Origin of the sequence: Streptomyces sp. NPDC001513 (assembly GCF_042894695.1) — a bacterium.
Taxonomy (GTDB): Bacteria; Actinomycetota; Actinomycetes; order Streptomycetales; family Streptomycetaceae; genus Streptomyces.
In genome coordinates, this window is record NZ_JBIAVU010000016.1 from 74,252 (window position 1) to 100,814 (window position 26,563).

The 26,563-nt window shown below is 71.8% G+C and carries 22 protein-coding genes; 13 read left to right on the forward strand and 9 right to left on the reverse strand.

Annotation, left to right across the window (positions count from 1 at the left end; translation table 11 throughout):
* Positions 1-63 precede the first annotated feature (63 nt).
* Positions 64-831: a DeoR/GlpR family DNA-binding transcription regulator gene (locus ACFYZ4_RS31605; protein ID WP_390785440.1), complete on the reverse strand. Its 768-nt coding sequence runs from the start codon at positions 829-831 to the stop codon at positions 64-66.
* 170 nt (positions 832-1,001) lie between these two features.
* Between ACFYZ4_RS31605 and ACFYZ4_RS31610 the strand changes: the two genes are divergently transcribed.
* Complete coding sequence (locus tag ACFYZ4_RS31610; RefSeq protein ID WP_351290213.1) at positions 1,002-2,234, forward strand: MFS transporter; 1,233 nt, start codon at positions 1,002-1,004, stop codon at positions 2,232-2,234.
* A gap of 26 nt (positions 2,235-2,260) precedes the next feature.
* Entirely contained in the window at positions 2,261-2,854 is a 594-nt protein-coding gene (locus ACFYZ4_RS31615; RefSeq protein WP_390785441.1) for an HAD family hydrolase, read from the forward strand.
* Positions 2,855-2,915: 61 nt separating this feature from the next.
* On the opposite strand, the gene ACFYZ4_RS31620 is transcribed toward ACFYZ4_RS31615, so the two are convergent.
* A complete protein-coding gene (locus tag ACFYZ4_RS31620) occupies positions 2,916-4,853 on the reverse strand; it encodes an FHA domain-containing protein (protein WP_390785442.1) in 1,938 nt (645 codons plus the stop codon).
* 171 nt (positions 4,854-5,024) lie between these two features.
* On the opposite strand from ACFYZ4_RS31620, the gene ACFYZ4_RS31625 reads away from it, so the two are divergent.
* Together ACFYZ4_RS31625 and ACFYZ4_RS31630 are read left to right on the forward strand one after the other, a co-directional pair.
* On the forward strand, positions 5,025-6,677 hold the full coding sequence (locus ACFYZ4_RS31625) for a serine/threonine-protein kinase (RefSeq protein WP_390785443.1): 1,653 nt from the start codon (positions 5,025-5,027) through the stop codon (positions 6,675-6,677).
* 159 nt (positions 6,678-6,836) lie between these two features.
* The gene (locus ACFYZ4_RS31630) at positions 6,837-7,178 is read left to right on the forward strand and encodes a hypothetical protein (protein ID WP_390785444.1); all 342 of its coding nucleotides are present in this window, start codon (positions 6,837-6,839) and stop codon (positions 7,176-7,178) included.
* A gap of 20 nt (positions 7,179-7,198) precedes the next feature.
* Here ACFYZ4_RS31630 and ACFYZ4_RS31635 read toward each other — a convergent pair whose 3' ends face one another.
* Positions 7,199-8,413: a bifunctional adenosylcobinamide kinase/adenosylcobinamide-phosphate guanylyltransferase gene (locus ACFYZ4_RS31635; protein ID WP_390785445.1), complete on the reverse strand. Its 1,215-nt coding sequence runs from the start codon at positions 8,411-8,413 to the stop codon at positions 7,199-7,201.
* Between the two features lie 372 nt (positions 8,414-8,785).
* On the opposite strand from ACFYZ4_RS31635, the gene ACFYZ4_RS31640 reads away from it, so the two are divergent.
* Both ACFYZ4_RS31640 and ACFYZ4_RS31645 read left to right on the forward strand, forming a co-directional pair.
* Complete coding sequence (locus tag ACFYZ4_RS31640; RefSeq protein ID WP_384350946.1) at positions 8,786-9,355, forward strand: dihydrofolate reductase family protein; 570 nt, start codon at positions 8,786-8,788, stop codon at positions 9,353-9,355.
* Between the two features lie 126 nt (positions 9,356-9,481).
* Positions 9,482-10,804, forward strand: a complete 1,323-nt coding sequence (locus ACFYZ4_RS31645; RefSeq protein ID WP_390785446.1) for a hypothetical protein — start codon at positions 9,482-9,484, stop codon at positions 10,802-10,804.
* A gap of 308 nt (positions 10,805-11,112) precedes the next feature.
* Here ACFYZ4_RS31645 and ACFYZ4_RS31650 read toward each other — a convergent pair whose 3' ends face one another.
* Both ACFYZ4_RS31650 and ACFYZ4_RS31655 read right to left on the reverse strand, forming a co-directional pair.
* A complete protein-coding gene (locus ACFYZ4_RS31650; RefSeq protein ID WP_390785447.1) occupies positions 11,113-11,982 on the reverse strand; it encodes a hypothetical protein in 870 nt (289 codons plus the stop codon).
* Positions 11,983-12,043: 61 nt separating this feature from the next.
* Positions 12,044-13,297, reverse strand: coding sequence for a GNAT family N-acetyltransferase (locus tag ACFYZ4_RS31655; protein ID WP_390785448.1), 1,254 nt, complete (start codon positions 13,295-13,297; stop codon positions 12,044-12,046).
* A gap of 222 nt (positions 13,298-13,519) precedes the next feature.
* On the opposite strand from ACFYZ4_RS31655, the gene ACFYZ4_RS31660 reads away from it, so the two are divergent.
* Positions 13,520-13,903: a hypothetical protein gene (locus ACFYZ4_RS31660; RefSeq protein ID WP_384350958.1), complete on the forward strand. Its 384-nt coding sequence runs from the start codon at positions 13,520-13,522 to the stop codon at positions 13,901-13,903.
* Here ACFYZ4_RS31660 and lanL read toward each other — a convergent pair.
* A complete protein-coding gene (gene lanL, locus ACFYZ4_RS31665) occupies positions 13,900-16,695 on the reverse strand; it encodes a class IV lanthionine synthetase LanL (protein WP_390785449.1) in 2,796 nt (931 codons plus the stop codon). The two genes, ACFYZ4_RS31660 and lanL, sit on opposite strands and share 4 nt — an antisense overlap.
* Positions 16,696-16,947: 252 nt before the next feature.
* Here lanL and ACFYZ4_RS31670 point away from each other — a divergent pair, with 252 nt between their 5' ends.
* Positions 16,948-17,073: an ALQxL family class IV lanthipeptide gene (locus tag ACFYZ4_RS31670; protein ID WP_351290190.1), complete on the forward strand. Its 126-nt coding sequence runs from the start codon at positions 16,948-16,950 to the stop codon at positions 17,071-17,073.
* A 97-nt stretch (positions 17,074-17,170) separates the two neighbouring features.
* On the opposite strand, the gene ACFYZ4_RS31675 is transcribed toward ACFYZ4_RS31670, so the two are convergent.
* Complete coding sequence (locus ACFYZ4_RS31675; protein WP_390785450.1) at positions 17,171-17,809, reverse strand: TetR/AcrR family transcriptional regulator; 639 nt, start codon at positions 17,807-17,809, stop codon at positions 17,171-17,173.
* A gap of 219 nt (positions 17,810-18,028) precedes the next feature.
* On the opposite strand from ACFYZ4_RS31675, the gene ACFYZ4_RS31680 reads away from it, so the two are divergent.
* From ACFYZ4_RS31680 to ACFYZ4_RS31690, 3 genes are all read left to right on the forward strand, one after another.
* Positions 18,029-18,700, forward strand: coding sequence for a hypothetical protein (locus ACFYZ4_RS31680; protein ID WP_390785451.1), 672 nt, complete (start codon positions 18,029-18,031; stop codon positions 18,698-18,700).
* 243 nt (positions 18,701-18,943) lie between these two features.
* The gene (locus ACFYZ4_RS31685) at positions 18,944-19,501 is read left to right on the forward strand and encodes a hypothetical protein (protein ID WP_390785452.1); all 558 of its coding nucleotides are present in this window, start codon (positions 18,944-18,946) and stop codon (positions 19,499-19,501) included.
* Between the two features lie 41 nt (positions 19,502-19,542).
* The gene (locus ACFYZ4_RS31690; protein WP_351290182.1) at positions 19,543-20,655 is read left to right on the forward strand and encodes a hypothetical protein; all 1,113 of its coding nucleotides are present in this window, start codon (positions 19,543-19,545) and stop codon (positions 20,653-20,655) included.
* A 169-nt stretch (positions 20,656-20,824) separates the two neighbouring features.
* On the opposite strand, the gene ACFYZ4_RS31695 is transcribed toward ACFYZ4_RS31690, so the two are convergent.
* The gene (locus tag ACFYZ4_RS31695; RefSeq protein ID WP_351290180.1) at positions 20,825-22,168 is read right to left on the reverse strand and encodes a hypothetical protein; all 1,344 of its coding nucleotides are present in this window, start codon (positions 22,166-22,168) and stop codon (positions 20,825-20,827) included.
* A 644-nt stretch (positions 22,169-22,812) separates the two neighbouring features.
* On the opposite strand from ACFYZ4_RS31695, the gene ACFYZ4_RS31700 reads away from it, so the two are divergent.
* On the forward strand, positions 22,813-24,063 hold the full coding sequence (locus ACFYZ4_RS31700) for a cytochrome P450 (RefSeq protein WP_351290178.1): 1,251 nt from the start codon (positions 22,813-22,815) through the stop codon (positions 24,061-24,063).
* 339 nt (positions 24,064-24,402) lie between these two features.
* Positions 24,403-25,065 (forward strand): deoxynucleoside kinase, encoded by a 663-nt coding sequence (locus tag ACFYZ4_RS31705; protein WP_351298638.1) that lies wholly within the window; start codon positions 24,403-24,405, stop codon positions 25,063-25,065.
* Here ACFYZ4_RS31705 and ACFYZ4_RS31710 read toward each other — a convergent pair.
* A complete protein-coding gene (locus ACFYZ4_RS31710; RefSeq protein ID WP_390785453.1) occupies positions 25,028-26,497 on the reverse strand; it encodes a glycosyltransferase family 87 protein in 1,470 nt (489 codons plus the stop codon). The two genes, ACFYZ4_RS31705 and ACFYZ4_RS31710, sit on opposite strands and share 38 nt — an antisense overlap.
* Positions 26,498-26,563 lie beyond the last annotated feature (66 nt).

Sequence of the window (26,563 nt, forward strand, 5' to 3'; positions counted from 1 at the left end):
GCCCCCCAGCTGGCGTGCGCGCGGTGTCGGGAGGGTTATCACCCTGACGCGCATCCGAAAACCTCAGTCGTCCGCCGGGTGGACCACCTCGACGCCCTGGTCGCGCAGCGCTTCGACCGCAGGGGAGTCCGCGGGGGCGTCCGTGACGACGAGGGCGATCTCCTCCATGGAGCAGATGCGGCCCAGTGCCGTACGGCCGATCTTGTCGGCGGTCGCGACGAGGATCACGCGCTGCGCCGAGGCGACCGCTGCCCGCTTCACCTGTACGTCGTCGAGGTTGTAGGCGGTGGCGCCCTGGACGGGGTCGACCCCGCAGCAGCCCAGGACGAACGTGTCGAAGCACAGGTCCTTGAAGGTCTGCACGGCCGCGTGGCCGTGGAAGGACAGCTCCTCGGGCCGCACCTGTCCGCCGGGCAGCACCAGTTGGATGCCGGGGTACGCGGACAGGGCGAAGGTCGCGTGCAGGGAGAGGGGTGCGACGGTGAACTGGCGCTCCGCCATGGCCTTCGCGACGGCGACAGCGGTCGTGCCCGTGTCCAGCGCGACGGTCTCGCCGTCGGTGAGCAGTTCGACCACGGCGCGCGCGAGCCGTTCCTTGGCCTGCGAGCCGGACATGGCGCGGATCGCGTACGGGGGCTCGACGCCGCCGGGCAGGCTGCTCACGGCACCGCCGCGCACCCGGCGCAGCGCTCCCCGGGACTCCAGTACCTCCAGGTCCCGGCGGATGGTCATCTCGGACGCCCCGGTGGCCTGGGCCAGCTCGGCCACCGTCGCGCGGTTCTGCTGCATCAGCAGTCCCACCACGAACTTGTGCCTCTCCATCACATTCATGTGTCTGCTTTTAGCACAGATGGGGGCTGCGGGAAGCCCGACTGAGCGTTTCGCACATGGATTCTGTTGAAACGAACATCTTGAGTGTGTAGCTTGAGGGGGAGAGTGTGAACTTCAGGCCGATGCGAACGTTGATCGTGTTCATTCGGCTATGACCGATGAGGAGAGCCGTGACCGCCACCAGTGAGGCCGATCTGCCGGAAGGAGGGAAGCCACTTCTCACCACCGTCGCGATCGTCGCCTCGTGCCTGGCGTTCGTGCTGATCGGCGCCCTCCAGGCGCTCTACGGTCCGGCGATCCCGGCCCTGCGGGACGAGTACGGCATCAGTCCGACCGTGGCCGGGCTGAGCCTCAGCGCGCACTTCGCCGGCGCCCTGCTCGGGGTGCTGATCTACCACCTCCTGCGGGGCCGTCTGAACAACCGGATGCTCCTCGGCGGTTCCTACCTGCTCATGGCCGTCGGCGCGGTCGTCTTCGCCTTCTCGCCGAGCTGGTCCCTCGCTCTCGCCGGCACGTTCGTCATCGGCCTGGGCTTCGGCGGCATCGACTACGGCCTCAACCGGCTCTTCGCCGTCGGTTTCGGCCACCGCGGCACCGCCATGCTCAACCTGCTGAACGGGCACTTCGGCATCGGAGCGATCGCCGGCCCCGCCCTGATCGGCCGCTTCGGGGCGGACAGTTACCCGGAGCTCTTCGTCGGCGCCGGGGTGATCAGCCTGCTGATCCTCGTCACTCTCGGCGGGGTGGCCGCCCGGGAGCCGGCCCCCGCCCCCGTCTCCGCGGACAGCGCCTCGGCGGGCGGCGCCCGGGTGCTTCCGATCATCGGAGTGTTCATCGGGGTCTACGTCCTGCACGTCGCCATCGAGACCGGCGTCGGCGGCTGGGAGCCCACCCACCTCGAAGCCGTCGGATACGGCACCGCCACCGCCGCGACGGCGACCTCGGCCTACTGGGCCGCCATGACCATCGGCCGGTTCGTCGCCGCGCCGATCAGCCTGCGCTGGTCCGCGCCGTCGATCCTCCTCGTCAGCTGCGTCGGCATGGCCGGCTTCCTCCTCCTGGCGACGGTCCCGGCTCTCGCTCCGTACGCGTACTTCGGCGTCGGCCTGATGATCGCGCCGATCTTCCCGACCTGTCTGCCCTGGCTGAACCGCGCCGTGCCCGGCGTGGCCGCCGCCGGCGCCTATGTGATCGCCGCCTCGATGATCGGCGGGGTGGCGTTCCCGCCCCTGCTGGGTGCCGTCATCGACACGATGGAGGTGAACACGGTGCCGCTGCTGCTGTTCCTGCTCGCCGTCATCTGCGGCGTGCTGAGCCTGTGGCTGCGGCGCAACGCCCCCGACCCCGGCGGCGTGCCGGGGCCGCGCGACCGCGCGCGTACGGACTCCGTCACCGCTCCCTGAACCCGTGGAACGTGAGGAACCGAAGGATGAAAGCCGTCCTCTTCGACTTGTTCGGTGTCATCGCGCGCGTCCAGTCGCCCGAGTCCATGGCCGTCCTGGAACGCACGGCCGGTGGCGACCCCGACCGCTTCTGGGCGGCGTACTGGTCGCAACGGCCCGCCTACGACCGCGGTGAGGTCACCGGGCCCGGCTACTGGCGGGCGGTGTGCGCGCACCTGGGCATCCCGTGCGACCGCGGGCTGACCGACGCGCTGACCGCCGCCGACCTCGCCGGCTGGAGCGAGATCGACCAGCATGCCGTGGACCTGCTCGGCCTCCTCGCCGACCGGGGAATCGTGCTGGGCCTGCTCTCCAACATTCCCGAGGACCTGGCCGTCCTGTACGAGGCCACCCACCCCTGGCTGGAACGGTTCGCGGTCCGCGGACTGTCCTGCCGGATCGGCAGCGCCAAGCCCGAGCCCGCCGCCTACGAGTGGTGCGTCCGCGAGCTCGGACTGCCGCCCGGGGAGATCCTGTTCGTCGACGATCGGGCCGAGAACGTACAGGCGGCCCGTCAACTGGGCCTCCAAGGGCATGTGTTCACGTCTGTGCAAGGGGTGCGGGAGGCGGTGTCGTGGTGACGGCGCCGGCGCAGGGCGCGGCGAGGAGGCCGGGGCCGAAGCCCGCGGCCTCCCGGGGCGTTCAGCCGACGGGGGAGGGGCTCCGGGGGTCGGCCGGGCGGGGGACGAAGACCGGGGAGTCCGACTGGTAGAAGAGGTCGATGTCGGCCTCCTCGCCGCCGACGATCAGGGTGTCCCAGGCGCCGCTCTCCCGCAGGGTGCGGAGGGTGGCCGGGGCGATCGAGGCGAGGTGGGAGCGGAGTTCCGCGTCGTCGGGCAGGCCGGGCATGCGGGGCGCCAGCCGTTCGCGGATTCCGGCCATCCGGTCCAGCAGTGCGTCCAGGTCGGTCCCGTCCGCGGCACCTGATCCGACACCAGCGGAACCGGCACCGGCAGCCGCACCCCCGCCGGCCTCCGCGCTGCGCGCGATGATGTCCTTGATGGCGCGGGTGACGCCCTGTTCGTCGGTGGTCACCATGGCGTTCCAGGCCCGGCTCTTGTGCCGGTACTGGAGCATGGACATCGCCGCCTCGTGCCGGATGAAGTCGGCGTCCCGCAGCGGCTTGCCCTGCCAGGCGCGGCTGAGCGAGCGGGCCAGCGAAGTGGCCGAGGCCAGACCGCTGTTGAGGCCGCGGCCCGGCCAGAAGTGGATGGCGTTGGCCGCGTCGCCCAGCAGGAAGCCGTAGGTGCCGGGGGTGGTCGTGGTCGGCCGGTGCAACTGTGCGGTGAACCGCGGGCGCTGCACCATGTCCAGCCGGAACGAGGTGATCGCGGACAGGTCCTCCTCGGCCACCCCGAACAGGCTGAGGCCCTGCCGGATCTCCTTCCAGAGCGGGGAACCGCGCAGCAGGGCGGGCAGGAAGAGGGTGCCGTGGGTGGGGCAGCGGAACTCGTTGTCCTCCTCCTGCCGGCTCATCAGGCAGGGACGGGCGGCGATGCACTCCTCGAAGACGTGGCGGACCGGGTCGATGCCGATGACGCTCTTGGTCTCCTCCCGGGTGAGCCGCATGTTCAGGAAGCCCTCGCCGCGCAGCGAGTTGAGCAGGAACCTGTTCTGCGACACGGTGAGCAGCACGCTCATCGGGTCCGGCAGCTTCGACTTGACGCGCAGCCCCAGCACGATGTCCTGGAGGTGCTCGCCGTCGAGGGAGTAGATCGAGGCGTCGGCCGCGCCGAAGCGGTCGGCGTAGTACTCCCGGGTGCGGGAGCGGCCGCCCTCGGCGACCACCAGGACGTGATCCTGGGTGATCCGGTTCTGCTCCTCCGCCACGTCGAAACGCTTGGGAACCAGGCGGATCGAGGGCTTCCGGTTGGCCAGGTCCAGCAGCCGGTCCTCGATGTGGGCGATCCGGATGTTGCGGGGAGGGCGGCCGTCGACCGAGTCGGGGCCGACGGGCCACATCTCGGAGTAGGCGCGGTCGTCGTCGAAGAGGACGGCGAGCACCTCCTCGGGCAGGGCGAGGTACTGGCGGCTCTGTACGGTCACCACCTGCTGGCGGCGGAAGTTCCCCTGGGTCTCGTCCTTCCAGACGACCGAGGAACCCTTCCTGGTCCAGCGCCCGTCGTAGAGGGTGATGGCGGTCCGCCCGGGCAGCATCTCGTCGAGCGCCAGGGCGAAGGCGAGGCCCACAGGGCCGCCGCCGGTGATGGTGACCCGCAGCGTGCCGGGGTCCGCGGCGCTCGGCCGGGGCACGTCCAGGAGGGAGAGGTCCATGACCGTCTCCATGGCGTCCTGGGCCTCGTACAGGAACGTTTCGTCGCCGATCCGGATGCGGTCGTTCGGACGGAGCACATGCCGCGTGACGCGCTGGTCGTTGACGAACGTGCCGTTCCGGCTGTCCCTGTCGTAGAGGACGTAACCGGCGTCCTCGGTGAGGATCTCGGCGTGCAGCCGGGAGGAACTGGGGCTGACGATCACGACGGTGTTGTCGCTCTTGCGCCCGAAGCTGACGGGCTCGCCGTCCAGGACCACGCTCTGCCCGGTAAAGGGGCCCGTGCTTCCAACGATGACCGAAGCCACTCCACACTCCTTGAAAAAGACGCCTACTGACTCCTCGTACGACAGCAACACGCAGTCACGAACGTGTTCGGTTCAACCATTTTCAAAAATTTTCGGTCAGTTCGTTGAACCGGAAGCCGCGGTTCGTACGTGATGTTGGCGTCGGTAGGCGATCAGAGGAGAACCGCCCCCATGCACAACGAGGAATCCGAGACCGTGACGGAGAGCACGCTCGCGGCCACCACAGCGGTTACGGCGGCCACGGCAGGCACTGCCGCGACCGTGGACACGACCGCGACCGCGGACACCACTGCGGACACGGCCACGACTGCAGCCGCACCGGGCGCACCGGCCGCACCGGGCGGGGAACGGCTGATCGCCGGCCGCTACCGGCTGCTCTCCCGGCTCGGCGAGGGCGGTATGGGCACGGTGTGGCGGGCCCGCGACGAGACCCTGCACCGCGAGGTCGCCGTCAAGGAGGTCCGTGCCCCGGCCCATCTGCGGGCCGGCGACATCGCGCGGATGTACAGCAGGCTGGAGCGGGAGGCGTGGGCGGCGGCCCGGATACCCGACCGCAACGTGGTGACGGTCCACGACGTGGCCATGGAGGACGACCGGCCGTGGATCGTCATGGAGCTGATCCGCGGGCAGTCGCTGGCCGATCTGCTGCGCGCCGAGGGACCGCTCACCCCCCGGCACGCCGCGCACATCGGCGCGGAGGTGCTGAGCGCGCTGCGCGCCGCGCACGCCGTCGGGGTGGAGCACCGCGATGTGAAGCCGGCGAACGTGCTGCTCGCCGAGGACGGACGGGTGGTGCTCAGCGACTTCGGCATCGCCGTGGTCGAGGGCAGCACCGCGCTGACCCTGACCGGCGAGGTGGTCGGCTCCCCCGAGTACCTGCCGCCGGAGCGGGCGCTGGGCCGCCCCTCGGGCCCCGAGTCGGACCTGTGGTCCCTCGGCGTGATGCTGTACGCGGCCGTGGAGGGGATCTCGCCGTTCCGGCAGGACAGCGCGCTGAGCACCCTGCGGGCCGTCGTGGACGAGGAACCGCCGGTGCCGACGCGGGCCGGCCCGCTCGCCCCGGTCATCGCCGGGCTGCTCCGCAAGGAGCCGGCCGAGCGGACCTCCGCCGCCGAAGCCGCCGAGGCCCTGCGGGGCATCGCCCACGAACCGGACGCCACCACGACCGCCGCCCGCGTCCTGCCGGCGCCCGAGGTTCCGGCGGCTCCGGCTGCACCCACGGAGCCCATGGAGCCCGCCACGGCAGAGGCACCGGTCCCGACAGGGGTGCCGGAGGCCACCACCACGGCGGAGCCCGCTGCGGCGGCGACGCACGCGTCCCCCGCGCCGGCGTCCCCCGCGCACCCGACAGCCGCAGAGCCCGTCACCCCGCCCCGTAAGCGCCGTACGACTGTCTTCGTCGCGGCCGGCGCGGCCGTCTGCGTCCTGATCGGCGCCGGAGTGGCCTACGCCCTCAGCGGCAACGACGACGACTCCACCCCCGGTGCGGGCGGCGTACGGATGTCGGTGGCGGGCGCGAACACCAAGTACACCGGCAAGTGCCCGACCCCCGAGAGCCAGGCCCCGGCGTTCACCGCGACCTTCACGGCCTCCGAGCCCACCCTGATCTCCTACCGATGGGTATCCGGCGACGGCTCGGTGGTGGATCCGCACTGGCGCACGATGTCCATCGGCGACAAGGCCAACCCCACCGGGCACGACACCGTGCGGCTGACGACGTACGCGAAGGCCGGCAACCTGACCACCGGAATGGCCGTGGAACTCCAGAGCCCCACCCGCACCACCTCCAACCCGGTGCCCTTCTCGATCACCTGCACCGGCTGATCGCGGCCGGATCTCCTGTCAAGCCCCGAGGTTCCGTGCCGTGACCCCGGCCCGGAACCGGGGCGCAATGGAGTGACAAGGGCCGGCGCGGCCACGGCACGCCGCCGGCCCGCCCGCCAGCCCCACCACCCCCGATCCCCGACCCAGGAGCCCACCCCCATGACCGGCACCCGGACCCGACGCCTCGCCCCCCTGCTGATCGCCACCCTGCTCACGGCCGGAGGCGCCTCACTCACCACCGCCGCACACGCCTCACCCACCACCGCACCCGCCGTCACCACCGACGACAGCCCCACGCCGGGCAAGTCCATCAAGCGGATCGGAAGGGCCAAGCCGCAGTCGATCAAGCGCATAGGGCGAGCCGACGCCTCCGACGCCCTCCAGAAGGCCGACTCCCGCAGAGATTTCGCCAGGCGGTGCTTCCCCCGTACGTCTGCGTCGCCTTACTCGGTGGTGGGTGGCCCTGGCGGGGCTCCCAACCCTTGTACCGCAGCCAACTGAGCGGCCCCGTCCCACGGCGGTCACCCCTTCAGCGCCAGCACCTGCCCGGCGACCACGAGGAGCACCTCCTCGCAGGTCCCGCCCACCGCGGCGTTGAGCCAGCCGAGCTCGTCGCGGTACCGCCGCTGCCAGACGGTGCCGGGTTCGACCCCGGATCCCACCTCGCTGCTGACCAGCACCACCCGCCGCCGGGTTGCCCGTACCGCGGCCGCCAATTCGGCGGACTGCGCACGCAGTTTCTGCTGGCCGCCGCCCAGCCAGGCCGTATCGTCCCCGGCGTCGATCCGCTCCATCGCGTCGGCCAGCCACGACGCCAGGCAGTCGACCAGCAGCGGCGGACCGTCCTGGGCGAGCAGCGGGAGCAGGTCGCGGGTCTCCACCGTCCGCCAGTGGGCGGGACGCCGCTCCCGGTGCAGCTGCACCCGTTGCACCCAGTCCGGGTTCCCGTCGCGGCCGCCACCGGTGGCGGCGTACACCACGTCCGGGTGGGCCTCCAGGCGGCGCTCCGCCTGGAGGGACTTCCCCGAGCGGGTTCCGCCCACCACCAGGGTCCGGCGCGGTACGGCCGGGGCCGGCACCGGCCGGCCGGTGAGCACTGCGGTCCCGTCCGGCACGGCCCGGGCGCCGGCGGCCACGCAGCGGCGGTCCAGTTCGGCGCCGAGCGGGTCGTCGTGATCCAGGTGCACCGCGATCACGTCCGTGCCGGGGCCGACCGCGCCGGAGGCCCGCAGCCGGGCCAGCGCCTCCGGGCGGCCCAGCACGTCCGCGAAGACCACCTCGTACGGGCGTTCCGCGGCCCGGTCGGCCCCGTCCCCGCCGGTGGGGGCCGCGCCGGGCGGCAGGTAGAGGGCGCGGGTGCCGTCGGGGCCGGTCACCGCGTAGCCGGTACCCGGTACGTCGACGGAGACGGCCCGCACCCGGTGCCCGGAAGCCGCCGCAAGCTGCTGCCCGGCGGGCAGCCGACCCGCCGGGGGCAGGCCGGGCACCGGCGCTCCGGCCGGGCCGCCCTTCTCGGGGCGAGCCGGCAGCACGTAGCGGATCCCGGACGGTGCGTGCCCGGCCCGCGCGGCGCCCGCGCCGGCGCCGGGCGTCGCGTCGAGGAGCAGGACCCCGTCCACGAGCACCGCCGTCGCGGCGCGGGCGTGCGCGCCGACGGAAGCGGCGCAGCCCGCGCAGGGGCAGCCGGGTCGGGGCAACCCCTCGGGGGCGGCGGTGCCGAGCAGGGTGAGTTCCACGGGTGGTCCTTCCGGAAGGGGCGGGCCGGGAGGCGGGGCGGCACTTTCTGTCGCGCCGATGCGTCGCCGGCCCTTCCAGGGAACGTGCCCCGCCCTCCTGCCCGCATCCTCCGAACGGACCCGTGCCGGGGTGAACGCCCAGCCCGGCCTCGGCGAGGGCCACCTCGCCCGCCCACCCCCGAGGCGCTGGGTATCGAGCCTGATGAGACACGAGTGCACAACCCGCGCCGCCTGCCCGTCGACCCGGCGAGACCGTTCAGCCAAAGCTGGAAAGTCGTGTGCAGGGAACGGACTGAACACATGACCCGGGTCCGGAATTCGGGGTCGTGGCCCGTCTAGACTTCCGAGCCCGAGTGACGGAAGGCCGGCGCCATGCGGAGACTGCTCTACGGCATGAACCTGTCCCTGGACGGCTATATCGCCGCGCCCGGCGACGACATCGGCTGGGGCGGGCCGCCGAGCGACGAGCTGTTCCAGTGGTGGCTCGACGAGGAGCGGGCGATCAGCCTGTTTCTGTACGGGCGCAAGCTGTGGGAGACCATGAGCGCCTACTGGCCGACCGGCGACCAGCAGCCGGGGGCGACCCCGGCGCAGATCGAGTTCGCGCGGAACTGGCGGGACACGCCGAAGGTGGTGTTCTCCTCGACGGTCGACAAGGTCGACTGGAACACCCGCCTGTTCACCGGCGACGACGCGGTCGCGGAGATCACTCGGCTCAAGGCCGAGGACGGTGGGCCGATGAGGGTCGGTGGCGCGACGCTCGCCGGGGCGGCGATGCGGGCCGGGCTGATCGACGAGTACGAGATCGTCACCCATCCGGTCCTGGTGGGTGGCGGCACACCGTTCTTCACCGCGCTGGACAGCTGGGTGAACCTGAACCTGGTGGAGACACGGACGTTTCCCGGCGGCGTGGTCCTGACCAGGTACGAGACGAGGCGCTGAACGCGCTGGTCGAGCGGTGCGGCATCGACGACGACCAGCCCGCGACGCCCCAGAGCTTGCTGCACATGGCATGATCAGCCGCATGACCGAAACCTCTGCACGGAAGGGCGTCCACCGCCCCGTTCGATGAAGTGGCTGGACGAGGCCGTGTCCGCGGGACACGCCACGACTGCCGCCCACCCTGCCCGTATCGCGGTCCTCGACGCGATACGCGCCGACCGCACCGGCCCCGTGTCCGTCCGGCTGCTTGAGCTCTCCCGGGCCGACGACACGTTCGTACGCCGTGAGGTCCTGGACCTCCTGTCATCCGCCAGGGCCGGGCGCCCTTGGCCCGATGCCGCCGAGGCCGCGCTCGCTCGACTCACCGACCCCGATGACGAGGTACGGCGCCGGGCCGCGTACCTCGTCGTGCACGCCGGAGGCAGCGATGTTGCGCTCAGGGCTCTCGGTGAACTCACCGAGCCCGTGGTGCGTACCGCCCTCGCCGAGTGGCTCCGTGGCTCCCTCGCGCACCTGCACGACGACTCCCTGGCCTCCGTCCGCTTCCTGGCCCGACTGGAGACCCTGAGCGTCGCCCCTGCCCGGCAGTGGCTCCGGCTCGACAGGGCGCTGCTCGCCGATGCCCGGGAGGCCGCGTGCCACCTGGACGGCGTCGGCTGGCGCTGGGGTCGGGTCCTGTACCGGCTGGGGCGCGAGCGTCACGTCTACGCCCTGGTGGCGCGGCTCCTTGGCGATCCCGCCACCCGGGACATCGGCGCGGGCCTGGCCCGGGAGGCCTGTCACGACTGGCGGGCGGCCCCCGTCGAACTCCTGCCCCTGCTCGTCCGTCACTGCGGACAAGGAATCAGCTCGGCCTTGGCCAAAGCCCTTACCACCGCCTCCATTTCGGAGGCCGCGATGCACACCCATGGCGCGCTGGTCGCCGAGGTCCCCTTCACTCCGTATCCCAAGGCCCGTCGGCCTTCCGGCAGTCCGACGCCCTCGTACGACAGCGCCACCGCCGCCGCGGTCCTTGACGCCAAGCCCGTGGGCACCGGGCGACTTCACCAGGCCCCTGAGATCTTCGGGGCCCTGCTGGACGCGGGTCCGCTGACCTTCCGGCAGGCCGCCCAGTTGTACAACCTCACCTTCAAACGGCCTGGACGCATGCAGGCGGCATGCGCTCCGCTGTGGCTGCGGCACGCCGGCCCCATCGCCCTGCCCCGCGTTCTCGCCCTCATGACACCGCACCTCGGTGACTACGCGATCGGCGAGTACTACTCGGAAGGCCTGGCACGCATGGGCCGGCACGCGATGCCCGCGCTGCCGTCGCTGACGGCACTGATCGACCGGCGCACCCGTCTACCGGTCAACGACTCCACACGGGACGGCGAGACGATGCTGGACGAGCGCCTGCTCGCCGCCGCGATCAACGCCCGCCGTGCCATCCTCGCCGACGCCGCTTCCTGATCGCCATCGCCGCCCGTGATCGGCTTGACCTTGCCGCAGCGTCACCGTTTCCACTGAGGGCATCCGGCCCGAAGCGATCACAGGGCGCACGGCGGTTCCCCTGAGAGGACAGCGAGATGACCACCACTGCCGAGAAGAACACGGCTCTGCTGCGCACGGCATACCAGGCCTCTTCGGCGTCGACGACGAGGTCACGGTGCTGCTCCCGTTCCGTGGAACCCAGTTGGGCACGTTCCAGCACTCCGCAGCAGATCTCACCCGCCCATGCCGACGACTGAGCAGCGAACTCGCCGTCAATGACGGACGGGCTACGGAGCGGGCGGGAGTGTCCTGTGGGCCATCCGGACGGCGAATGAGCGCGGCGGTTGCCAGACGCGCCGGTCTTCGAACGGCCAGGCGTAGATCGGGGCTCCGTCGCGGACGCAGCCGAGCAGGTCCGGCGCCGAGAGTTCGTGCGCCGACCACTCGTAGAGCTGTTGCAGTCGCGGAACGATCACCCCGTAGTCCAGGAGACGGCCGAAGCCGATCTCCCTGTCGAGGTGGGACTGCACCGTGCCGCTGAGCGGGTACTCGTCGGGGAGCACACGGGACAGCTGCAGGAAGATCCCGGTCATGCCCAGCCTCGGATCACCGAGCAAAGGGGCGAGCGGACGCAGCGGGCCGAGGGAGATCCGGGGCGCCGCGACGAGGGTGTGGGCGTAGAGCACGCGGCAGAGGACGACGTTCATGAAGAACCGCTCGCTCTCGTTCTCCGCCTCCGCGAGGCTGCGGTTCCCGAGGTAGGCGGCGACCACGCTCCCGTTGTGCGCCCGGTACCAGGCCCGGGCGGTGGGGTGCTCGGCGAAGGACAGCCAGTGGTCGACCGTACGCGAGGAGGCCGGCCCGGGAAGCCCGCCGCTGAGGGCCACCGCCTCGCAGCCGTCACGGAGGATGCGTTCGTTCACCGCACGCCACCACGGACTGCCGGGTCGGCCGCCCGACGTCGGCCGCAGCACGCCCCGCCGTACCTGCCAGCCCATGAACGACAGCGCGGCCCGGCGGAACGGCAGGTGCTGGGGCGCCTTGCCGAACGGGCCGGAATAGCAGCGCTCCATCAAGGCCGTCCGCCCGGCAGGGTCGTCGCGGACCCGGGCGACCTGCCGCGCCGCCCACGCCGCGGCCGTGACCTCGGACGTCATGCCCACAGGATGCCACGTACCCGGCCCGCGGCACCGAACCAAACCTCCGTGCCGGCCGGAGCTAGAAGGAGTGCGGGAGCCAGGGGGCCGGCTCGTTGCCGAAGGCCAAGGAGGCTCGTGCGAGCGTTCCGCGGCTCAGCTCGTCGGCCCGTCCGGCCCGCCCGGCTCGTGCGAGGGCGGTCAGGGAGACGCCGCCCAGATAGGCGGAGGCCAGTGCCCGTACGTGCAGCGTCACATCGGCCGCCGCGCGGGTGCGCGTGCACGACGCGCCGCCCGTGTCCCCGGCGAGCCGCCAACGGCCTTCGTTCCAGGGGCAGAAGGGGTCCGTGACCTCGAAGACGAGCTCGACCGGAGCACGGTACGTACGGGCCGCCAGCGCGGCGCCCACATCCACCAGCCGGACGAACAGCCCGTCCCGCAGCTGCCTTTCGCACCGGCGGACGTCCGAGACGAGGTGCTGCCACGCGTCGTCCACCGGGCGGTTCTGTGCCACGAGCGTCGACGTCAGATCGATCTCGAAGAGGAAACGCCACAGCGCCGCGTACGCCCCCGGATCCCGGGCCTCGAGGTCGCGCAGCACGATCGCGCCGTGTGCGCCCGAGAGGTTCCACTGCGGGGTGTTGTGGAAGCGGGCGTATCCGACCGTCGCCCCGTCCCGCTCGGCGACGACGCACTGGAGCGGTGAGCCGTCGCCGCCGCCACCCTGGGGTGTCAGTACGGACAGGCGCTCCCAGCCGGGCGGGCGGGCCGGCATGCCCGGCCGGCCGGCGACCTGGTCCGCGTAGACCGCTTCGCACGCCGTCAGCGCGGACACCGGATCGGCGTACCGCAGCCGCACCTCGCTCACCCCGTCCGCGCCCTCGCCGGCCGGTACCTCCATGCGTACGCGCGTCGTGTCGATGGTCGTCGTGAGCTGTTGCGTGGCCATGCCGTAGCCGAAGCGGCCGTAGATGTCCGGCTCGGAGGCGACCAGTGCCGCCAGTGGCTCACCCCGTTCGCGGATGTCGTCCAGCTGGCGTCGCATCATGGCCGTCATCAGGCCGCGCCTACGGTGCGTGGCGGACACGCTCACCATCGTCACGCCGGCGGTGTCGACCAGGGCGCCGCCCGGCACGGACAGGCGCAGCGAGAAGGCGCCGGCGGTACCCACGCACTCGTCGCCGTCCCAGGCGCCGATGGACCGGTCGTGTTCGGTCAGGCTCTGCCACAGCTCCCGCGTCTCCGGGGGCGTGGGCGGCCCGCCGAACGCCCGCTCCAGGGTCCGGTACCAGGTGTCCCATTCCCGGGCCTCCAACGTCCGCAGCTGTGGCGCCATGGACCACCTCTACCAGGGATTTCCAGCGGGGGCTTGACGAGTGCACCCAAAGATATGACACTCGAAGTGCAAGTTGTTTTGTCGCTATTCGTAGCTGTTCGTAGATGTTCGCAGGATTTGTTCGCTGTCCGTAACGAAAGGCGAGACATGTCTGTCCACACCGCCCGAGCGTCCGCTGGGCCCAACCGTGTCCGCGCAGGTCGTCGCGGCGGAACCGTGCGCGTGTCCGCCGCCTACGCCGCCGCGGGCGCGGCCGTGGCCGCCGTGTGGGTCTTCGGCGGGGACATGCCCGCCTGGGAGCACGCACTGCGCGTCCTCGTGGTGGTGCTCTGCGTCAGCGTGGCCGGACGCTTCGTCGGCCGCCGTCTCGCCCGCACCGGCAGGGCCACGCTCGACCGCGGCCTGTTCTTCGCTCTGGTGGCGGGGAAGGTGCTCCTCGTGGCCGTGGCTCTGCTCGTCGACTGGCTCGTCGGCCTGCGGTTCGCGGAACCGACCATGATCACTGCCGTGTTCCTGTTCGTCGTGGTGGCCGTCGGCGGCCCCGCCCTGCACGGCCGGCTGTCGCACGGTACGCAGGCCCGGCAGGAGCAGGACGAGACGGCTTAGGCCTCGGCGGTGGACGGTGCGGGAGGCCATGACACCGTCCACGGGCGAGTGCCGCCGTGGCGCAGGCGCAGGAGGAAGTCGAGGATCCCCGCCGCCCCGTTGCCGTACTCGGAGCCGCTCGTGGCATCGGCGACGAGGCGCAGCCCGTCGGATGCGCAGTGCTGGGCGTCGATGACCGCGGCGAGGCCCTCGGCCTGTGCGCGGTAGCGGGCCTCGCCCGTGATCTCGGCCAGGTCCAGGAGGAAGTGGCCGGTCCCGGCGTTTCCGCAGCACGCGCCCGCGATCGCACGCCACGGATCGCTCACGCCGGCCGCCGCGGCCTGTTCGGCGAGGTCCGCGAAGTGCTGCCGGCCGGTCGCCGCCCACAGCCGGATGAGGAAGGTGCCGATGCCCGCGGGCCCGTTGCACCACTGGGTGCTCGGCCGGAACTGCGGCTCGCCGCCCACTTCGGCCGGCCATGCGGCCCGGCCGTCCTCGACCCGGGCGACGCGGACGAGCGTGTCGCCCGCGCCGAGGGCGGCGGCTGCGAACCGGCCGGCCTCTCCGGTGTGCCCGCGGACCTCGGCCGCGGCCGCGGCGGCCAGGAGGAACGCCCCGACGCCCGCTGTCCCGTGGGCGAACCCGTACGTGTGCGCCCCGGCGAGTACGGAGTCCGTGGCGCGGGAGGTCGGCCAGGTCCAGTCGCCGTCCGTCCGGTCGGCGGCGTCCAGCACGGCATCGGCGCGGGCGAACGCCGCGTCGAGGAGGGACTCGTCGGCGGTGGCCTGCCACAGGTGCAGGCACGCGGTACCCGCCCCGGAGAGGCCGTGCGTGACGTCGGGACTCGGCCACCGGCTCGGGAGCCGCCCGGCGAGCGCGATCGCCCGATCGGCCATGGCCGTGTCACCGAGCAGCCGAGCGGCGTCGTAGAGCGCCCAGGCCGTGCCGGAACGGCCGAAGCACAGGCCGGGCAGCAGCCGGTCCACGCTGAACAGGCGCTCGTCGAGCCAGCGGGCGGCCTCGGCCACCGTGGTGAGCAGGGAGGTGTCGCCTCGTGCCTGCGCGGCGTGGGTCAGGGTGGCGAGCACGCCGGCCGCGCCGTTCCAGGTGTTGCAGGGATCGCTGCGCGGCACGTTCCATTCCGGTGCGGGCCAGAGGGTGGCGCGCCACGGGGTCATGGTGCGTTGCAGGTGGGCGAGGCCGTCGTCGAGCAGCCGGTCGATCGCGTCCGGCCGGTACGGGGGCAGCGCGGCCCGCGGGGGCGTGGCTGGGGCCGGGGCCGCGGTTTCGGGCGTACCGGTGCTCGGCCCGTTCGGCCCGTTCGGTCCGGACAGCCAGGCCAGGGCGTGCGGGAGGGTCCACCGGGTGCCGGGGTCGGTCCGGGTCAGCCCGTCGATCAGCTCGCCGAACGGAGCCAGCGGGGGATGGGCGAGGGCGATCAGCGGGAGCGGCCGCTGCCCGTCTGCCAGGCTGTCGGCGCCGTCGGTCCAGCCGGCCGCCCACCGCGGATCGAGGTCGGTCAGAAGCGAGAAGAGGACCACCCCCAGGCTGAAGCGGTCCGCCTCCGGTCCGGCGACCTCGGTGGACTCCGCAGCCGATGCGTGCAGGCCCAGGGCCCTGACCTCGGGTGCGGCGAACCCCCGCGTGTACGCCGGGGCGCGCTCCTGCCCCGCTTCGATGACGTACTCCGTGTCGATCAGGCGGAGCTCCCCGGACGGGCCGACCATGACGTTGTGCGGCTTGAGGTCGCGGATCACGAAGCCCGCCTCGTGAACGGTCCGCACCAGGGTCACCAGCCGCGCGACCATGGCGGCGGCCTCGTCCGCGCCCGGTCCGCCCTCCCGGGCGCGCGCCGACTGCCACAGGTGCAGGGGCTGTCCGGGCACCAGTTCCTCGGCGAGGAACAAGTCTCCCTGCTCTTCGAACAGTTGGAGCTTCTCGGGTGTGACCCCCAGCGGTGCGAGCTGGTCCAGCATCCTTGCCTCGTCCCGCAGCCGGTCGCGCACATCGGTTCCGTCCAGGCGGGCGCCTACGTGGGCCCGCGCGTGCTTGACGATGACTTCGAGGCCCGTCCGCTCGTCCAACGCCCGGTAGACGCCGCCCTTGTTCGCGTGCCGGACGGCCCGCAGCACCTTGAACCTGCCCCCGAGCAGCACCGGTGCGGCCGCCGGAGCGGGGGTGACGGATGCATCGGGAAAGGGGTACGTGGCCCAGGGCGGGAAGGCGAACCCCGCGGCGCGCTCGTCCTTGACCCTGCTGCCGTCGGGGCCGGTCATCCACGGTTCGAGGACACCGTCGTCGGTCAGGACCATCTCGCCGCTGAACTGCCCGTACCGGAAGAAGACGAGGCTGCCGGGCCGCACCGGCCGGTCGGACAGGATCCTCGGGCCGCTCAGTCCGGCCGTCGCGGCGTCCAACTCGCTCGCCAGGACGCGGAACCGGTCATCGTCCTCCGGGTAGACGGTGATGAACTTCCCGCCCGTGCCCCGGTCGTGCCAGACGTCCCCCAGCCGGATGACCCGCTCCAGATCGACGGCGAACTTGAAGGAGGCCGAGCGGCGGGTGAGCACCTCCGCCGAGCGGGCGAGGACGAGGGCGGCCGACAGCGGCGTCGCCGAGACGTGGAGCTTCCATCCGTGCTTGCGCCGCACGGCGGGACCCGGAGGCCGCACGAAGCACCACGACTCCGTCGGCTGCAGTGTCCACCGCTGACCTCCGGAGCGGCCCAGCACCGCACGGGCGACATCGAGCAGCAGGAGCGAATCGGCCGACACGTCCCCCGGCGGGGCGGCGGGATGCGGATTCGAGGTCATGGGGGACCAGCGCTCTCTCGGATCCTCGGCGGATCACGGTGCGTATGCGCAGCTCACCAGTCTATGCCCGCACCGGCACCCCCTCCTGTCGGCCCGGACACAGCCCAAGGTAAGTATTTGCACTCCAAGTGCAAAGAAATCCCCAAGTCCGGTGTTTTATCGATTTGTCGGGGTATCGACCATGTGTTGGGTCGAGGTGACCCGAGAGGCGGGGGATGAGAGAGGCAACCGGGGGATCAGAGAGGCAAGACGATGAACGAGACGACGATCGACCTGAACGCCCTGGAGCTGCTTCCGCAGGAGCAGGAACAGGAACTGTCGGAGCGGGACTGCACCGGTTGGTCCAGCTGCACCCTCACCCTGGCGGCCGATGAATGACCGCACGGCCGCCGACCCGCGCCGCACCGGCGCCCCGTCCGGCAGCCGATGACCCGATCCCCGCCCGCGAGGCGGGGATCAGTCGCGTACGAGGGGCCTAGCTGTCGGCTGGGGGCTGGTCGGTGGTGGCGAGCAGGGCGTGCACGGCCGTCTCCATGGTCCTGGCGGCCGATTCGGCGCTCAGGCCGCTGCTGCGCCAGTGGTACCAGGCGCCCCAGGTCGTCACCGCGTCGAGGCCGTGGAGCACTTCGGACCTGCGTGACGCGGGCAGGCGTTCGAGTTCCTCCGCGAAGATCTCGGCCAGTCGCGCCCGGGCGAGGTCCAGCACCTCTCGGGTGACCTCGGCGACGCGGTCACCCGGCGTCGCCAGGCGCATCAGGGTCAGCTGGGCCGGTGTGATCCACTCCAGGATCCGTGCGCGCTGTTCCGTGAGGGCCGCCACCCGAGTGGCGCGCGGACCGGACGTCGGGAGCGGCTTGATCTGCTCGATCAACTGTTCCAGGCGGCGGGTGATGGCCGTCTCCACAAGCTCGGACATGTCGGCGAAGTGGTGGAACACCAGGCGTCGGGACACGCCCGCGCGCTCGGCCACCCGCTCGGCGGGGAAGGTGGACTCCCCGTCGTCGAGCAGGGACAGGACCGCCTCGGCGATCTTCACCCGGGACTGACGGCCGCGCTCGGCGCGGCCGTCAGCGGCGCGCCCCTCGGTCCGTGGTCGTCCGGCCGACTCGTTCACGGCGCCCCTCCCCACCTCGCTCGGTGCCATTGTCGCAAACGAGCCGACGGGGAAGCCCTTGCCTCGCGGCTGCCGACCGTACGAGTGGCAGACCGCGACCGTCCCGGGGAGCCGCAGGGCGCGCCTGTTTGGTTCGGTGCGCACGTGTCTACGAATCGCGGGCCGGTGTTCGAAGAACAGCCCGGCGTGCCCTCCGCTTCCGAAGGAGACCACCCCACCATGCCCCGAAACCCGCGATGGCTCGTCGCGCTGGCGGCCGGAGCCGCAGTACTGAGCGCGGGCCCGGCCGTAGCGTCGGCAGCGCCGCCGGCCGCGGTCAACCCGGCCCCCTTCTCCACCATCACCGTCGACCGCAGCACCGTGGCGCACGGCGAGAGCTTCACCGTGTCCGCGAGCCGCTACTGGCCGAACGAGGAGGTGTACGTACGGCTGATCCCGGAAGGCCGGGCCGATGAAACCCGCGCCGTGGAGGGATTCGACGGGAACGGCGACCCGCGCGCCGGCCGGCGCATCGTCACCCTCGCGATCCTCCTCGCGAACGCCGAAGGCGAGGTCTCCGGCACGGTCAGGGTCCCCGAGCGGCACGGCCGCTATCACCACCTCCGGGGCGAGTACCGCCTGGAGCTCGCCGGACACGGCTCTCAGCTGTGGCAGTCCATCCCCTTCAGGGTGGTCGCGCCCGAAGGCGAATGGCACCACAAGCCCGGCCACGGTCCTGGTGAGGGCCCCCACGGGAAGCCGGTCGCCAAGCCCCACGAGGACGACACGCACGAGGAAGACGCGCACGAGGACGCCCGCGAGAGCGCCCGCGAAGACGCGCACGAGAACCCGCACGAGAAGCCGCACGGGGACTCGCCCGAGGTGTCCCCCGAGGTGTCCCCCGAGATCTGACCGCGACACGACGGCGTTCCGTGGTGCGTGCGCCGAGTGGCCCTAGGCCGGGCGCCGTATGACAGTCACTCAATAGGGAGCAGAGCGGACGCGGAAGAGTCCCCAGAGGGTAACGATGCCGCGACCCGCTCGCTCCTCACCCCAGAAAGCAGAAGCTCTTTGATGCGCTCTGATCTCCCTCGGCGCGGCCGTACGGGGCCGCTGACCAGTCGGCGGATTCCCCAAGCCTGCGGGGCTTTCGCAGTGCTCGCCGTGTCCGTGGCCGGGCTCTCCGGTACCGCGACGGCGGCCCCGGTGCAGACACCGAGGCCCTCGTCCCTGGTGCAGGCGGACCCCGAGCCGAACAGTCTTTGTCCGCCCTGGCTGGACTGCGGTTCCTATCTGCCGGGCCCTCCTTACGGCCGGCCGCCGGCGCACCGTGAGGACGGACCGCCGCAAGACGAAGGCAACGAAGGCCACGAAGGCCACGAAGGCGATGGCGGGCACGAAGGCGACGACGGGCACAAGCGTCCGGGTCCTCCCGGCCCGCAGGGCCCGGCCGGACCCGCCGGACCCGCCGGGCCCGCGTCCACCTTCGAGGTCGTCGGTGATCCCATCACCGTGGTCCCCACCGAGGAGGGCACCATGTTCGCCACCTGCCCGGCCAGGAGCACGCTCGTCAGCGGCGGGTACCTGATGAGCGGCGCGGTGCAGGTCCTGCTGAACTCCCGGGCGGCCACCCCCAACACCTGGACCGTCACCGTCCTGAACAACTCGACGGAGAACGCCACCGTAACGGCCGTCGCACAATGCGCGCCGTGACCGCACGCCGGGCCCATCCGCCCGCCCCTGAAGGGAATTTCATGCTCAGATCGGAATGGGTCGTCAAAACCCTGGGGACCGGCGCATGCCTGGCCTCCATCCTGGCACTCTCCGCACCGACCGCCTCGGCTACGACGACCGACATCTCGTGCGGCGAGATCCAGACCGGTGTGGTGTCCTGCCTCCTGCCGGACGGCGCCTCCTCGTACGACACCACGGCTCTGCTGGCGGCCGCGCAGGCCGAGACACAGGCCTCGCTGACCTTGACCACGCCCCTGGTCGTGACGGCGTACGGCGGTGCCGGGCGGTACGGCAGCAACGGCGGCGGCCTCTACCGGGGCGGTGACGGCGGCTACGGCGGCAAGGCGCAGACCGTGACGTCGATCGCGAATTTCCGGACCGCGTTCGGAGACACCCTGTACTACTACGTCGGTCAGCTCGGCGCGACGTCCGCCGGCGGCCGCGGGGGCGCCTCCACGCTGGTCTCCGGCGTGGACCTGACCACGCAGAACCCGTGCATCGCGGGCTACGGCACATGCACCACGACCAACCTGCTCGCCGATGCCGCCGGCGGCGGCGGGGGCGGCCAGGGCAATGCCAACGGGAACGGCGGCGCCGGAGGCAACGGAGGCACCGCGGTCTCGGGACAGATCATCTCGGCCGGATCCGCGGGCAGTGACGGCAAGGCGACCACCGGCAGCCTGACGCGTACCGGTGCGGGCGGCAGCGGCGGCAGCAGCGGTGACGGCGGTTCGGGCGGCCGTGGCGGCTCCGGGGTGGACCACAAGGCCGGGACCAGCGGCATCGACGGCATCGGCGGTCTCGGCGGCCCGGTCCACACCAGCAACGGCCCCAATGCCGGGGCGAGCTGGACGAACAACTCCTCGCTCTTCTTCGGCAATGCCGGGCAGGGCGGCGAGGGCGAGTGGCGGACCAACGGCACCAACTACGGCAGCGGCGGAGGCGGCGGCGGTGGCTGGGGCGGTGGCGGCGGAGGCGGTGGCGGCGGTGAGGCCATCACCGGTGGTGGCGGCGGCGGTGGCGGCAGCTGGGCAGCCGCGAACACCGACACGGCCGCGAGCGTCCCGGTGATCTCCAACGGCAACAGCGGTGAGAACGGCGCCGTCTACGCCACGTTCGTCGCTTCGAGCTGATACCCGGCACGGCCGGCGAAGGCGTGCCCCGCGCCCCGGGGACCCCTGCGCCGGCCGTGCCCCGCTGTCGGGACGATCCGGCTCGCGGCCGTCTATCGATGGACGTACGAAGCCCCGCGGCCCCGCCCCCCTCTCGGGGCGGGGCCGCGGGGCGTTGGCGGGGGAGAGGTCAGCCGACGCAGGAGGTCACGGCCGCCGGGCTGTAGCGGCAGTTGGTCGGCGCGTTGTCGGTGATCGTGGTGTTCGTGACCGCGGTGATCGGGGTGATCGTCCAGATGCCGCCGGGCGCGGGGGCGTCGGGCGCGACGTTGAACCGCACCGAGGAGTCGGTCAGTTGGTAGGTGCCGCCCGCGTTGTAGATGCCGGCGCCGCGTGAACCCGTACCGGAGACCTTGTTGCGGTCGATCGCGGACTTGCTCACGGTCACCGCCGGGGCGGTGCCGAAGAGGTTCGCCGTATAGATTCCGCCGCCCAGCGAGTAGCGGCCGGCGGCGAGGTTCCCGGTGACGGCCGACCCGTTCAGGAGCTGCACGGTGCCCCCCAGCGCGCTGATTCCCGCGCCGTGGCCGGCTTCCCCGATGAGTTTGTTCCCCTTCACCTTGGTGTGGTCCAGCGTGAGCGCTCCGCCCAGGGTGAAGATGCCGCCCCCGCCGTCGTCCGACGCCCGGACGGTCACGGTGTTGCCCTCGATGGTGGCGTTCCTGAACGTCTGAGTGCCCCCGAAGCCGATCTGCACCCCGCCGCCGGTGCCCGTCCCCTGACCGCCGGTGGTGACGCGGTTGTCGGTGATGGCGGTCCCCGTCACGTTCAAGGTGCCGCGTCCGTCGGAGTCGATGCCGCCGCCGTTGTCGAAGGCGGTGTTGTGCTTGATGCTGCCCCCGTTGATGGTGAGCGTCCCCATAGCATGCCCGATACCGCCGCCGATCCGCGCACGGTTGCTCGTGATGTGGGTCTTGACGAGGGTGACCTGGCCTTCGGAGTACAGTCCGCCCCCGTTGCTCGCCCCGCCGCTGGTGCGGTTGTCCGAGATGCGGCTCTTGGTCAGGGTTCCCGTGGTGCCGGGCAGGAACCTGATGCCGCCGCCGATGTTCGCCGTTCCTCCCTGGAAGGCGACGTTGGTCCCGGCGAAGGTGCTGTTGCGGTTGACCAGCACGGCGCCGCCGCCGCTGGTGCCGGAGGGCTGCCCGTTCATGACCGTCAGGTCGTTGAGTGTCAGCTTGCCCAGAACCGTCGCGGAGGTTCCCACCTCGAACAGGCGGAAGGGCGCGGCGCTCACGCGCTTGATGGTCGCGTGGTGACCGTTGATCGTCACGCCGTTGGCGTTGGTGATGGGCGGAAGCCCGTCGTCGGCCAAGGCCATGTAGGGAGCCGTGACCTCGTAGAGGCAGTACGGCTCCAGGTCGATGACCGTGTCCACGTTCAGGTTGGCGTTGTTGATCGCGGCGATCAAGGCCGCGGTGTCACACGGCACCGAGACCGCGTGGGCCGGGACCGTGGCGGTCGCCGCCGCCACGCCGGTCAGGGCAAGGGTGACAAGGGAGCTCAATCCCCGGTGACGCGTGCTGCGCCGTCTCATCGTCGTGCCTTTCGTGAAGCCGTTCGCGGTGCCCTCCGTGGTGCGGCACGCGGCCTGAGGCGATGCCGTCAGGCTCTGCTGCGCTCCTACGCCGAGGGCGCTGGGACCCGGGGAAGGGGTAACCGTGTAGGGCGCGGTTCATGCCCCGTACCTCGGCGTGGCCGGGGACTGTCACACGTCCGGGCCCCGTCAGAGAGCCGGTCGGCGGGTCGGTCGGCGGGTCGGTCGGCGGGTCGGACGGCGGTCGGGCGGTGGTCGGGCGGAGATCGGACGGCCGGGGCCGGAGCCGACCAGTCGGCTCCACACCCGCTCGCCGGTCCGTACGTCCAAGGCCGTGAGGTACCAGGCGTCGCGCATCGCGGCGGTGCCCTTCGGGCGACCGGAGCGCAGTTCTTCGGCGGTCGGGTGCGTAAAGGTGGACAGGAGGCCCGTCGGCCCGGCTGCGAGGGTGTGACCTGCGGTTTCGTGGCCCGGCAGGCGATCCCCGGGGCCTCCGTGCATGCTGGGAAAAGCCGGGCCCGGAGGCGCCGATCCGGGCGCCCTCCCACGCCCCGATCCCGCGAGCCCCACGAGGACACGCCATGAGTCGAGCCATGCTCCGGCAGATCATCGACTACGCCAACCGCGCCGATCCGTACCCGCTGTACGAGGAGCTGCGCAAGACACCGGTGTTCCACGACGAGGACGGGCCGTACGTCGTCAGCACCTACCACGAGATCCACAGCCTGCTGCACGATCCGCGCATCAGCTCCGACCCGCGCAATCTGGCGGATCCCACGAGCGACCCGCTGGCACAGGACGAAGGGGACGACTCGGCCCTGCCGCCCGTCTTCCTCAAGCTCGATCCGCCGGACCACGACCGGCTGCGCCGCATCACGAACCGGCCCTTCGGGCCACCGCACTCCCCGCACAGGGTCCACGACATGCGCGGCGAGCTCGGCGGCATCGTCACCGGGCTCATCGACGGCATCGCCGGCGCGGACTCCCTGGAGCGGATCGACCTGGTCGACCAGTTCTCCTACCCCTTCCCGGTGACGGTGATCTGCCGGCTGCTGGGCGTGCCGCACGAGGACGAGCCGAAGTTCCACGGCTGGGCCGACACCATTGCCGCCAGCCTGGACCCCGCCCCGGACGCCGACCCCACCGTGAAACGCAAGGGCGCGTCCGACGCGCAGATAGAGCTCGGCATGTACCTGGCCGGGCTGATCGAGGAGCGCCGCAAGAACCCGGGCGAGGACATGCTGTCCCAGCTGGCGGCCGCCAATGAGGAACCGGACGGGGCCATGAGCACGCTGGAGGTCATCAGCACCGCGGCGCTGCTGCTGATCGCGGGCCACGAGACCACGGTCAACCTCATCACGAACGGCATGCTGACCCTGCTGCGCCACCCGGACGTGCTCCAACGGCTCCGCGAGGACCCGGAGCTGTCCGTGCCGATCGTCGAGGAACTGCTGCGGTACGAACCGCCCGTGCAGCTGATTCCCCGGCGCAGCACGCTCGACGACATCGAGGTGGCCGGGGTGCACATCCCCAAGGGCGCCACGGTTTCGCTGATCCTGGCGTCCGGCAACCGCGACCCGAAGCGCTTCGAGAACCCGGACCGCTTCGACCCCGACCGCAAGGACATCCAGCACCTCGGCCTCGGCAGCGGCATCCACAGCTGCTTCGGCGCCCCGCTGGCACGCCTGGAGGCCCAGCTGGCACTGAGCGAACTGGCCCGCCGGCTGGAGAACCCGCGCCTGCTGGAGGACCCGCCGCCGTACCGCCAGAACGCGGTCCTGCGCGGCCCGCGCCACCTGCCGATCGCCTGCGACGGCATCCTCGCGCCCTGAACCGTGAGCAGCCCGATCGCCGCCGCCGACCGGGGACGTCGGCGGCGGCGATCGGGGATGGGCGGGGCCGGCGCTCGGCCCTGGGTGGGGCGATGCGTCGTCTAAACTTCAAGGCGGTTGCGGGGCGGTGACTCGTCACCGCGCGTGGCAACTGCGGAACGGTCGGTCCGGCCGCTCGCGGAGGGGGGCCCGGGCCAGGGCTTCGGTCCGGGACGGGGACCACATGGCGTCGATCATGAAGATCTTTGGGAATCCAATGACCGCTGGCACGCGTCTCAGTGGTGTGGGGTGTCCAGCCCACCCGCCCGCGATCAGAAGAAACCCAGGGAGAAGTGAGGTATGTCAGTGATCTGCGTCGGAGGCATGATCGGGATCGGCAAGACGAGCGTTGCCGAACTGCTCGCCAAGGAGCTGGGCAGCGAAGTCTTCTACGAGAGCGTGGCAGACAACCCGATCCTCCCGCTCTTCTACACGGCGAGCCCCGAGGAGATCCAGGCCAAGCGCTACCCCTTCCTGCTCCAGCTCTACTTCCTGCAGACGCGGTTCGCCTCGATCAAGGAGGCGTACAAGCAGGGCGACAACGTCCTGGACCGGTCCATCTACGAGGACTGGTACTTCGCCAAGGTCAACCACGACCTGGGCCGGATCAGCTCCCTCGAGATGCAGGTGTACGACGGACTGCTCAACGAGATGATGCGCGAGATCGACGGCCTGCCGTACCGCAAGGCACCCGATCTCATGGTCTACCTCAAGGCGGACTTCGAGACGGTGCTGCACCGCATCGGGCTGCGGGGCCGTGATTTCGAGCAGGACGAGAGCCTCGTCGAGTACTACCGGACCCTGTGGTCCGGCTACGACGACTGGGTGCACAAGCACTACTCGGCCAGCGAAGTCCTCATCATCGACATGAACCACACCGATGTGGTGAACAACGCCGAGGACGCGGCCCGCGTGGTGCAGGAGGTCAAGGACGCCCTGGCGGCGGCCAGGCTCCGCGCCTGAAGCCGCTCCACGCGGACGCCGCTTCCGGCCGGCCCCCGGCCGAGCGGCGCCGCCCCCGCCCACGGGCCCGCCGCCGGGCGCGGGTCATCACGAGGACCAGGGCCGCCGCGGCGCCGTACGCGAGGGTGCTCAGCGCCGCCTGATGGCCGAACCTTGCGCCTAGTACGTAGACCGCGGCGCCCGCGAGCGCCATGCCCAGCCACTCCCAGCGCCCGTCCAGGGCCACGAGCGCGACCAGGAGCAGGGAGTACCAGGAGTAGCCGGGCGTGAGGAGGGCGAAGGCCCAGCCGGTGACCAGAAGGGCGCCGCTCCACGGACGCCGCGGGTCCCCGCGCCCCATCACGTACAGGGACACGCCCGCGACGATGACGACCAGTACGGGAAACGCCCAGGCGTCGGGCAGGACCAGGCGCAGCAGGGCGTACCGGGACCCGGCCGAGGGGTCGTCGTAGCCCTCCTCCTGCACGTAGCCGCCGAGGTAGCCGAAGACCGATCCGTGCGAGAGCAGGACGTACGGGAGGTAGGCGAGTACGGCGAACGACGCGGCGGGCAGCAGCACGGCGGCCGCGTCGCGGACGCGGCGGACCCCTGACAGGGCGCCGGGGAGGACGACGGCGGGCATCAGTTTCGTGGCGATGGCGGCGCCGATCAGCAGGCCGCCCGATGCCCGTCGGCTCATGGCCCGGGCGGATACGAGGCCGAGGCCGACGACCGCGAGGAGGGCGCCGAGGACGTCGACGTGCGCGTTGTTCACGGCCTCGATGGGGACGGCCGGGCACCAGGCCCAGTACGCGGCCTTGCGGAGGTCACTGCCGCGCCGCCGAAGGATCAGCAGGGTCGCTCCGGTCACGCCGAGGGAGAGGAGCCCGGCGCCGATCTGGAGCGGCTTGTGCCGGGTGCCCGTCGGGGAGAGCTGGTCGACGACGAGGAAGTAGGCCTCGGCGACGGGCGGGTAGATGGTGTGCACGGCAGGCCTGTTGATACGGGTGCAGTGGGGTGTGCCGCCGGTGTGGGGGACACCTGCAAGATCCGGGCCGGCACAGGCGGTGCCCGTCGGGAAGAGCCACGGGTCGCGCAGCCGGGCGAGCGCCGGGTCCTGCGGGGTGTGGTCGTAGGGGGACACGCCGGCGGACTGGACGCGGCCGTCCCAGGCGTAGCGGTAGGAGTCGGTGCTGGTCCGCGGCGGCCCCACCAGCCCGGTCACCGTGACGGCGACGGCCCCGGCCGTGATCCACCACGCGACATGGCGGGCCGGGACCCGGCGCAGCGCCGACAGGGCCACGGCGAAGAGCACCCAGCAGGCCGCGTACCAGCAGAACAGGCCGACCGGATCGCTGAAGTAGCCCCCGTACCGGACGGTGAGGACGAGGACCGTCGTCAGCGCGGCGAGCGTGACAGCGAGAGCGAGGGAGAGGGCGGTAAGGGGTTTCACCTGCGGAAGCGTTCCAGGAATCGGCCCTCCGTTGCTCGGTGGCGCCCCGGACGTCCGTGTTTCGTA